Below are 8107 nucleotides of genomic sequence, written 5' to 3'. Positions count from 1 at the left end.
AGAAGCTCGGTTATGACGTCAAGTTGCAGGCGGTGGCGACCGGGATCATGTGGCAGGGTGTGGCCACCGGCAAGCTCGACGCCATGCTTTCGGCCTGGTTGCCGGTGACTCATGGTGAGTACTGGACCAAGAACAAGGACAAGGTGGTGGACTACGGTCCCAACTTCAAGGACGCCAAGATCGGCTTGATCGTGCCGGAGTACGTCAAGGCCAGGACCATTGAGGATCTCAAGACCGATACCAGTTTCAAGAACAAGATTGTCGGCATCGATGCCGGGTCCGGCGTGATGCTCAAGACCGACCAGGCGATCAAGGACTACGGCCTGGACTACAAGCTGCAGGCCAGCTCCGGAGCGGCGATGATTGCCGAACTGACCCGGGCCGAAGAGAAACAGGACTCCATCGCCGTGACCGGCTGGGTGCCGCACTGGATGTTCGCCAAGTGGAAGCTGCGCTTCCTTGAAGATCCGAAAGGCGTGTATGGCGCCGCTGAAACCGTCAACAGCATCGGCAGCAAGGGGCTGGAGAAGAAAGCGCCGGAAGTGGCTGCGTTCCTGAAGAAGTTCCAGTGGGCGTCGAAGGATGAAATCGGCGAAGTCATGCTGGCCATTCAAGACGGCGCAAAACCGGATGTGGCGGCCAAGGACTGGGTGAGCAAGCACCCGGATCGGGTTGCCGAGTGGACAGCTAAATAGTAGCCAGGCGTCTAGAACAAGGGTTGCGAGGCCGCCCGCTGAAATCAGCGGGCGGCCTTGTGTTTTTTGGGGTGGAAAGCTGGCGAGGTGGCTAATGTCGTTCTAATACTAAGGTCGTCTGGAACCTGCCTCACAGCCGCATAGAGTGGATTAGGTTCTACCTAAAATCTGTGCTGCGAGGATAAAAACAATGAACGACAGCATTTACCTCTCGATTCAAAACAGCCCGCGCTTCAAGGAGCTGGTCAGCAAGCGAGAGCGGTTCGCCTGGATTCTCTCGGCGATCATGCTTGGGCTTTACTCGGCTTTCATTCTCTTGATCGCTTACGGTCCCCAGATCCTGGGCGCCAAACTCAGTCCAACCTCGTCCATCACCTGGGGCATTCCCATTGGTGTGGGCTTGATTGTCTCGGCCTTCATCCTGACGGCCATCTATGTGCGACGCGCCAATGGCGAGTTCGATGACCTGAACAATGCGATCCTGAAGGAGGCTCAGCAATGATCCGACGTCTATTCGCAGCACTCGGTCTTGCCGCTTTCGCTCCTGCCCTCTGGGCCGCAGACGCTTTGACTGGCGAAGTCCACAAGCAACCCCTCAACGTATCGGCGATCGTGATGTTCGTGGTCTTCGTCGGGGCCACTCTGTGCATCACTTATTGGGCATCCAAACGCAACAAGTCGGCTGCCGACTATTACGCGGCGGGTGGCAAGATCACCGGCTTCCAGAACGGCCTGGCCATTGCCGGTGATTACATGTCGGCGGCGTCCTTCCTGGGGATTTCCGCGCTGGTGTTCACTTCCGGCTATGACGGCCTGATCTACTCCATCGGCTTCCTGGTGGGCTGGCCGATCATTCTGTTCCTGATCGCCGAGCGCCTGCGCAACCTGGGCAAGTACACCTTTGCCGACGTGGCGTCCTATCGCCTAGGCCAGACCCAGATCCGTACGTTGTCGGCCTGTGGCTCGCTGGTGGTGGTGGCGTTCTACCTGATCGCGCAGATGGTGGGTGCCGGCAAGCTGATCCAGCTGCTGTTCGGCCTCGACTACCATGTGGCGGTGATTCTGGTGGGGATCCTGATGTGCCTGTATGTGCTGTTCGGCGGCATGCTGGCCACCACGTGGGTACAGATCATCAAGGCGGTGCTGCTGCTGTCCGGTGCGTCCTTCATGGCGCTGATGGTGATGAAGCACGTCAACTTCGATTTCAACACCCTGTTCTCCGAGGCGATCAAGGTTCACCCCAAAGGTGAGGCGATCATGAGCCCTGGCGGTCTGGTGAAGGACCCGATCTCGGCATTCTCCCTGGGGCTCGCGCTGATGTTCGGCACTGCCGGCCTGCCGCATATCCTGATGCGCTTCTTCACCGTGAGCGATGCCAAGGAAGCCCGTAAGAGTGTGCTCTACGCTACTGGCTTCATTGGTTACTTCTACATCCTGACCTTCATCATCGGTTTTGGCGCGATCCTGCTGGTGAGCACCAATCCGGCCTTCAAGGATGCCGCAGGCGCCTTGCTGGGTGGCAACAACATGGCGGCGGTGCACCTGGCCAATGCAGTGGGTGGCAGCGTGTTCCTCGGCTTCATCTCGGCGGTCGCCTTCGCCACCATTCTGGCGGTAGTGGCAGGGTTGACTCTGGCAGGCGCTTCGGCGGTGTCCCACGACCTCTATGCCAGTGTGATCAAGAAGGGCAAGGCCAACGAGAAGGATGAGATTCGCGTTTCCAAGATCACTACCGTGGCCTTGGGCGTGCTGGCCATCGGCCTGGGCATTCTCTTCGAGAGCCAGAACATTGCGTTCATGGTGGGCCTGGCGTTCTCCATCGCTGCCAGTTGCAACTTCCCGGTGCTGCTGCTCTCCATGTACTGGAAGAAGCTCACCACCCGTGGCGCCATGATTGGCGGCTGGCTGGGCCTGGTCAGTGCGGTGGCATTGATGATTCTCGGCCCGACCATCTGGGTGCAGATCCTGCATCACGAGAAGGCGATCTTCCCGTACGAGTACCCGGCGCTGTTCTCGATGATCATTGCCTTTGTCGGTATCTGGTTCTTCTCCATCACTGACAAGTCGGCTTCGGCGGCCAATGAGCGGGCCTTGTTCTTCCCGCAGTTCGTGCGTTCGCAAACCGGCCTGGGCGCCAGTGGGGCGGTGTCGCACTGAGTGGGTCTTGTGTAGCGGCTTCTATATAGAGGCTGTGTAGTAGCCAAATGCCCTGGTCGAGAGACCGGGGCATTTTTTTGCCTGGCGTCGGAGGTGCAGGTGCGGGCTTGCCAGTGACGGCGTCGGTGGAGGTGGTACGGGGCTTGAGGGCCTCTTCGCCGGCAAGCTGGCTCCTACGAGTGTGTTGGCGTCGTGCTGTGAGGAGGAGGAGGAGGAGGAGGAGGAGGAGGAGGGCAGAAACAAATACGACCTCTGTTAGAGGTCGTATCCGGTGCAGCTAAGACGTGTGCGCAAGGCAGGTCTTACTTGCGGTCTTCCAGCTTGGTGATGTCGCGCGACTCGTAGCCGGTGTACAGCTGACGGGGACGGCCGATCTTGTAAGGGCTGGAGAGCATTTCTTTCCAGTGGGAGATCCAGCCGACGGTACGCGCCAGGGCGAAGATCACGGTGAACATGCTGGTCGGAATGCCGATCGCCTTGAGGATGATCCCCGAGTAGAAGTCGACGTTCGGGTACAGGGAGCGTTCGATGAAGTACGGATCGGTCAGGGCGATCTCTTCCAGGCGCATGGCCAGTTCGAGCTGAGGATCGTTGTTGATGCCCAGTTCTTTCAGGACTTCGTCGCAGGTCTGCTTCATCACGGTTGCGCGCGGGTCGCGGTTTTTATACACGCGGTGACCGAAGCCCATGAGTTTGAACGGATCGTTCTTGTCCTTGGCCTTGGCGATGAACTTGTCGATGTTCGATACATCGCCAATTTCGTCGAGCATGGTCAGCACGGCTTCGTTGGCGCCGCCGTGGGCAGGGCCCCAGAGCGCGGCGATACCGGCAGCGATACAGGCGAACGGGTTGGCACCCGAAGAGCCGGCAAGACGCACGGTGGAAGTCGAGGCGTTCTGTTCGTGGTCGGCGTGGAGGATGAAGATCCGGTCCATTGCCTTGGCCAGTACCGGGCTGATCGGTTTGATCTCGCACGGGGTGTTGAACATCATGTGCAGGAAGTTTTCCGCGTACGACAGGTCGTTGCGTGGATACATCATCGGCTGGCCCATGGAGTACTTGTAAACCATCGCTGCCAGGGTCGGCATCTTGGCTACTAGGCGCACAGCGGAGATTTCGCGATGCTGCGGGTTATTGATGTCCAGGGAGTCGTGGTAGAACGCCGAGAGTGCACCTACTACGCCGCACATTACCGCCATTGGGTGGGCGTCGCGGCGGAAACCGTTGAAGAAGCTCTTCAACTGCTCGTGAACCATGGTGTGGTTTTTCACGGTGCTGACGAACTGGGCCTTCTGTTCGGCGGTAGGCAATTCACCGTTGAGCAGCAGGTAGCAGGTTTCCAGGTAGTCCGACTTTTCAGCCAGTTGTTCGATCGGGTAGCCGCGGTGCAACAGAATGCCGTTGTCGCCGTCGATATAGGTGATTTTCGACTCGCAGGAGGCGGTCGACATGAAACCCGGGTCAAAAGTGAAGCGGCCCGTGGCCGTCAGGCCCCGAACATCAATTACATCGGGACCAACGGTGCCGGTTAAAATGGGCAGCTCGACGGGGGCTGCGCCCTCGATGATCAACTGCGCTTTTTTGTCAGCCATGTGGCCTCCTATTTATGCTTGAAATCATCAGACAGACCCCCCACGCAGGGCCCGCACCACTATAGTGAGATAAATCTGAATGTCAATTTGCCTAAAGTCTTGTCCCAGAAGGCTTTGGGAGGGATTTTTTAGCGAAATTCACTGCCATTTACGCCTTTTATAAGGCTAACGCAATCAGCTATTAGGGGAAGGTGTTTGCGTTGTCATTAGTAGCCTAACTGTCTATACTCGGCCACCGACCTCCGTAGGCTTCTGGGCCCGCTTTATTGGGGGTCGCACTCCCTGGGTAGTGGTTGCCTGACCAGTGCACTCCCCAACAACTTTGCCCTGATTGTTAGGGGCTCTTCAGTGTGAAAAAAGCCGTGAATAGCCAACGACCTGTAAACCTAGACCTAAGGACCATCAAACTCCCCATCACCGGCGTTACGTCGTTTCTCCACCGTGTTTCCGGCATCATCCTCTTCCTGGGCATCGGCATCATGCTTTACGCATTGAGCAAGTCCCTGGGCTCCGAGGAAGGCTATGCCGAGGTGAAGGCGTGCTTGACCAGTCCGCTGGCCAAATTCGTTGCATGGGGCCTCCTGTCCGCCTTGCTGTATCACTTGGTGGCCGGTGTACGCCATCTGATCATGGACATGGGCATCGGTGAGACGCTGGAAGGCGGCAAGCTGGGCTCGAAAATCGTTATCGCCGTATCCGTGGTGGTAATCGTTCTGGCGGGAGTTTGGATATGGTAACCAGCGTTACGAACCTGTCGCGTTCGGGCCTTTATGACTGGATGGCACAGCGTGTGTCTGCGGTCGTTCTCGCGGCTTATTTCATTTTCCTGATCGGATACCTCGTAGCGAACCCGGGCATTGACTACACCCAGTGGCATGGCCTGTTCGCAAACAACTGGATGCGTATCTTCAGTCTGCTGGCCATGGTGGCCCTGGGCGCTCACGCCTGGGTCGGCATGTGGACCATCTCGACTGACTACCTGACGCCGATGGCGCTGGGCAAGTCGGCCACAGCAGTACGTTTCCTTTTCCAGGCAGTATGCGGCGTCGCGATGTTCGCTTACTTCGTCTGGGGTGTGCAGATTCTCTGGGGTATCTGATTCATGGCTAACATTCCAACCATTTCTTTCGACGCCATCATCATTGGCGGCGGCGGCGCCGGCATGCGCGCCGCACTGCAGCTGGCCCAGGGCGGCCACAAGACTGCAGTGATCACCAAGGTGTTCCCGACCCGTTCGCACACTGTGTCTGCCCAGGGCGGCATCACTTGCGCGATCGCCTCGGCGGACCCGAACGATGACTGGCGCTGGCACATGTACGATACCGTCAAGGGTTCCGACTACATCGGTGACCAGGACGCTATCGAATACATGTGTCAGGAAGGCCCGGCTGCGGTCTTCGAACTGGACCACATGGGTCTGCCGTTCTCCCGTACCGAAACCGGTCGTATCTACCAGCGTCCTTTCGGTGGTCAATCCAAGGATTACGGCAAGGGCGGCCAGGCCGCTCGTACCTGTGCCGCATCCGACCGTACCGGTCACGCGCTGCTGCACACCCTTTATCAGGGCAACCTGAAAGCCGGCACCACGTTCCTCAACGAGTGGTACGCGGTTGATCTGGTGAAGAACCAGGATGGCGCCTTTGTCGGCGTGATCGCTATTTGCATCGAAACCGGCGAAACCACCTACATCCGCTCCAAGGCCACCGTTTTGGCCACCGGCGGCGCAGGTCGTATCTACGCCTCCACCACCAACGCCCTGATCAACACCGGTGACGGCGTTGGTATGGCGCTGCGTGCCGGCGTTCCGGTGCAAGACATCGAAATGTGGCAGTTCCACCCGACCGGCATCGCCGGCGCCGGTGTACTGGTAACCGAAGGTTGCCGTGGTGAGGGTGGTTACCTGATCAACAAGCATGGCGAGCGTTTCATGGAGCGTTATGCTCCGAACGCCAAAGACCTGGCTGGCCGCGACGTTGTTGCGCGTTCCATGGTCAAGGAAATCATCGCCGGCAACGGCTGTGGCCCGAACGGCGACCACGTGATGCTCAAACTCGATCACCTGGGCGAGGAAGTGCTGCACAGCCGTCTGCCTGGTATCTGCGAGCTGTCCAAGACCTTCGCACACGTTGACCCGGTCGTTGCTCCAGTTCCGGTCGTTCCAACCTGCCACTACATGATGGGCGGCGTCGCCACCAACATTCATGGTCAGGCGATCACTCAGAACGCTGCTGGCGAAGACACCATCATCCCTGGCCTGTTCGCAGTGGGTGAAGTGGCTTGCGTATCGGTTCACGGCGCCAACCGTCTGGGCGGCAACTCGCTGCTGGACCTGGTGGTGTTCGGTCGTGCAGCTGGCCTGCACCTGGAAAAAGCGCTGACCGACGGTATCGAATACCGCGATGCCAGCGACACCGACGTCGACGTTGCCCTGAACCGCCTGGCCAAGCTCAACGAGCGCACCACCGGTGAAGACGTTGCAACCCTGCGCCGCGAGCTGCAGAACTGCATGCAGAACTACTTCGGTGTATTCCGTACTGGCGAATACATGCAGAAGGGTATTGCCCAGCTGGCTGAGCTGCGCGAGCGTATCGCCAACGTCAAGATCAACGACAAGTCTCAAGCTTTCAACACTGCGCGTATCGAAGCACTTGAGCTGCAGAACCTGCTGGAAGTGGCTGAAGCCACTGCCATCGCTGCCGAAGTGCGTAAAGAGTCCCGCGGCGCTCACGCCCGTGAAGACTTTGAAGACCGTGACGACGAAAACTGGCTGTGCCACACCCTGTACTTCCCGGGTGAGAAGCGCGTTGCCAAGCGTGCGGTCAACTTCTCGCCGAAGACTGTTCCGACTTTCGAACCAAAAGTCCGGACTTACTAAAGGGTGATCGATATGTTGCAAGTTGAAGTTTATCGTTACAACCCTGACACCGATTCGGCTCCGAAAACCCAGGTTTTCCAGGTCGACACCGGTGGCAAGGACTTGATGGTGCTGGACGTGCTGGCGCTGATCAAAGAGCAGGACGAGGGTTTCTCCTATCGTCGTTCCTGCCGTGAAGGCGTTTGCGGTTCCGATGGCATGAACATCAACGGCAAGAACGGCCTGGCGTGCATCACGCCGCTGTCCGCCGTGGTCAAGAAGAACAAGCTGGTTGTTCGTCCGCTGCCAGGTCTGCCGGTTATCCGTGACCTGGTCGTCGATATGAGCATCTTCTACAAGCAATACGAGAAGGTGAAGCCATTCCTGCAGAACGATACGCCGGCTCCGGCCATCGAACGTCTGCAGTCCCCGGAAGAGCGCGAAAAGCTCGACGGTCTGTACGAGTGCATCCTGTGCGCTTGCTGCTCGACCTCTTGCCCGTCCTTCTGGTGGAACCCGGACAAGTTCCTGGGTCCGGCTGCTCTGCTGCAAGCCTATCGCTTCCTGGCAGACAGCCGTGATACCAAGACGTCCGAGCGTCTGGCTTCCCTGGATGACCCGTTCAGCGTATTCCGCTGCCGGGGGATCATGAACTGCGTCAACGTTTGTCCGAAGGGCCTGAACCCGACTAAGGCCATCGGTCACATTCGTAACATGTTGCTGCAGAGTGGCGTGTGATTCAGCTGTTGTACCCGTAGGACCGCTGTACCCGTAAAAGCCAAGGCGCGGGCTTCAACCCGCGTCATGGC

General features: G+C 58.4%; 8 protein-coding genes. 7 read left to right on the top strand and 1 reads right to left on the bottom strand.

The genetic code is table 11. From position 1 onward, the window contains the following. The 3 genes from BLX41_RS03880 to BLX41_RS03870 all read left to right on the top strand — a co-directional run. Positions 1–695, top strand: a 695-nt coding sequence (locus BLX41_RS03880) for a glycine betaine ABC transporter substrate-binding protein (RefSeq protein WP_259744390.1), incomplete at its 5' end; no start/stop codon positions are given. 190 nt (positions 696–885) lie between these two features. Continuing rightward, positions 886–1197 carry a DUF485 domain-containing protein gene (locus tag BLX41_RS03875; RefSeq protein ID WP_123723846.1) on the top strand — a complete coding sequence of 104 codons (312 nt, stop codon included), beginning with the start codon at positions 886–888 and terminating at the stop codon, positions 1195–1197. Further along, positions 1194–2852, top strand: coding sequence for a cation acetate symporter (locus BLX41_RS03870; protein ID WP_123723845.1), 1659 nt, complete (start codon positions 1194–1196; stop codon positions 2850–2852). The genes BLX41_RS03875 and BLX41_RS03870 overlap by 4 nt, the downstream gene beginning before the upstream one ends. A 302-nt stretch (positions 2853–3154) precedes the next feature. On the opposite strand, the gene gltA is transcribed toward BLX41_RS03870, so the two are convergent. Further along, on the bottom strand, positions 3155–4444 hold the full coding sequence (gene gltA, locus BLX41_RS03865; protein WP_011060047.1) for a citrate synthase: 1290 nt from the start codon (positions 4442–4444) through the stop codon (positions 3155–3157). Positions 4445–4794: 350 nt separating this feature from the next. Here gltA and sdhC point away from each other — a divergent pair, with 350 nt between their 5' ends. From sdhC to BLX41_RS03845, 4 genes are read left to right on the top strand one after another with little or no spacing between them, the layout of a single operon-like run. Further along, on the top strand, positions 4795–5181 hold the full coding sequence (gene sdhC, locus BLX41_RS03860) for a succinate dehydrogenase, cytochrome b556 subunit (protein ID WP_015634665.1): 387 nt from the start codon (positions 4795–4797) through the stop codon (positions 5179–5181). Further along, positions 5175–5543 carry a succinate dehydrogenase, hydrophobic membrane anchor protein gene (gene sdhD, locus BLX41_RS03855; protein WP_011060049.1) on the top strand — a complete coding sequence of 123 codons (369 nt, stop codon included), beginning with the start codon at positions 5175–5177 and terminating at the stop codon, positions 5541–5543. Before sdhC ends, sdhD begins: the two co-directional genes overlap by 7 nt. 3 nt (positions 5544–5546) lie before the next feature. After that, the gene (sdhA, locus tag BLX41_RS03850) at positions 5547–7319 is read left to right on the top strand and encodes a succinate dehydrogenase flavoprotein subunit (protein WP_102878886.1); all 1773 of its coding nucleotides are present in this window, start codon (positions 5547–5549) and stop codon (positions 7317–7319) included. A gap of 12 nt (positions 7320–7331) precedes the next feature. Further along, positions 7332–8036, top strand: coding sequence for a succinate dehydrogenase iron-sulfur subunit (locus BLX41_RS03845; protein ID WP_011060051.1), 705 nt, complete (start codon positions 7332–7334; stop codon positions 8034–8036). The last annotated feature ends 71 nt before the right edge of the window (positions 8037–8107 follow it).

This window comes from Pseudomonas protegens (genome assembly GCF_003732485.1).
GTDB classification, from domain to species: domain Bacteria; phylum Pseudomonadota; class Gammaproteobacteria; order Pseudomonadales; family Pseudomonadaceae; genus Aquipseudomonas; species Aquipseudomonas protegens_B.
The sequence above is the reverse complement of the archived record's forward strand: the minus strand, read 5'-3'. Positions and strand labels throughout refer to the sequence as shown.

What these genes read in the sequence shown, in the direction of transcription:
- BLX41_RS03875 (WP_123723846.1), top strand. Translation starts at nt 886, where the DNA reads ATGAACGACAGCATTTACCTCTCGATTCAAAACAGCCCGCGCTTCAAG.
- BLX41_RS03870 (WP_123723845.1), top strand. Translation starts at nt 1,194, where the DNA reads ATGATCCGACGTCTATTCGCAGCACTCGGTCTTGCCGCTTTCGCTCCT.
- gltA (WP_011060047.1), bottom strand. Translation starts at nt 4,444, where the DNA reads ATGGCTGACAAAAAAGCGCAGTTGATCATCGAGGGCGCAGCCCCCGTC.
- sdhD (WP_011060049.1), top strand. Translation starts at nt 5,175, where the DNA reads ATGGTAACCAGCGTTACGAACCTGTCGCGTTCGGGCCTTTATGACTGG.
- sdhA (WP_102878886.1), top strand. Translation starts at nt 5,547, where the DNA reads ATGGCTAACATTCCAACCATTTCTTTCGACGCCATCATCATTGGCGGC.
- BLX41_RS03845 (WP_011060051.1), top strand. Translation starts at nt 7,332, where the DNA reads ATGTTGCAAGTTGAAGTTTATCGTTACAACCCTGACACCGATTCGGCT.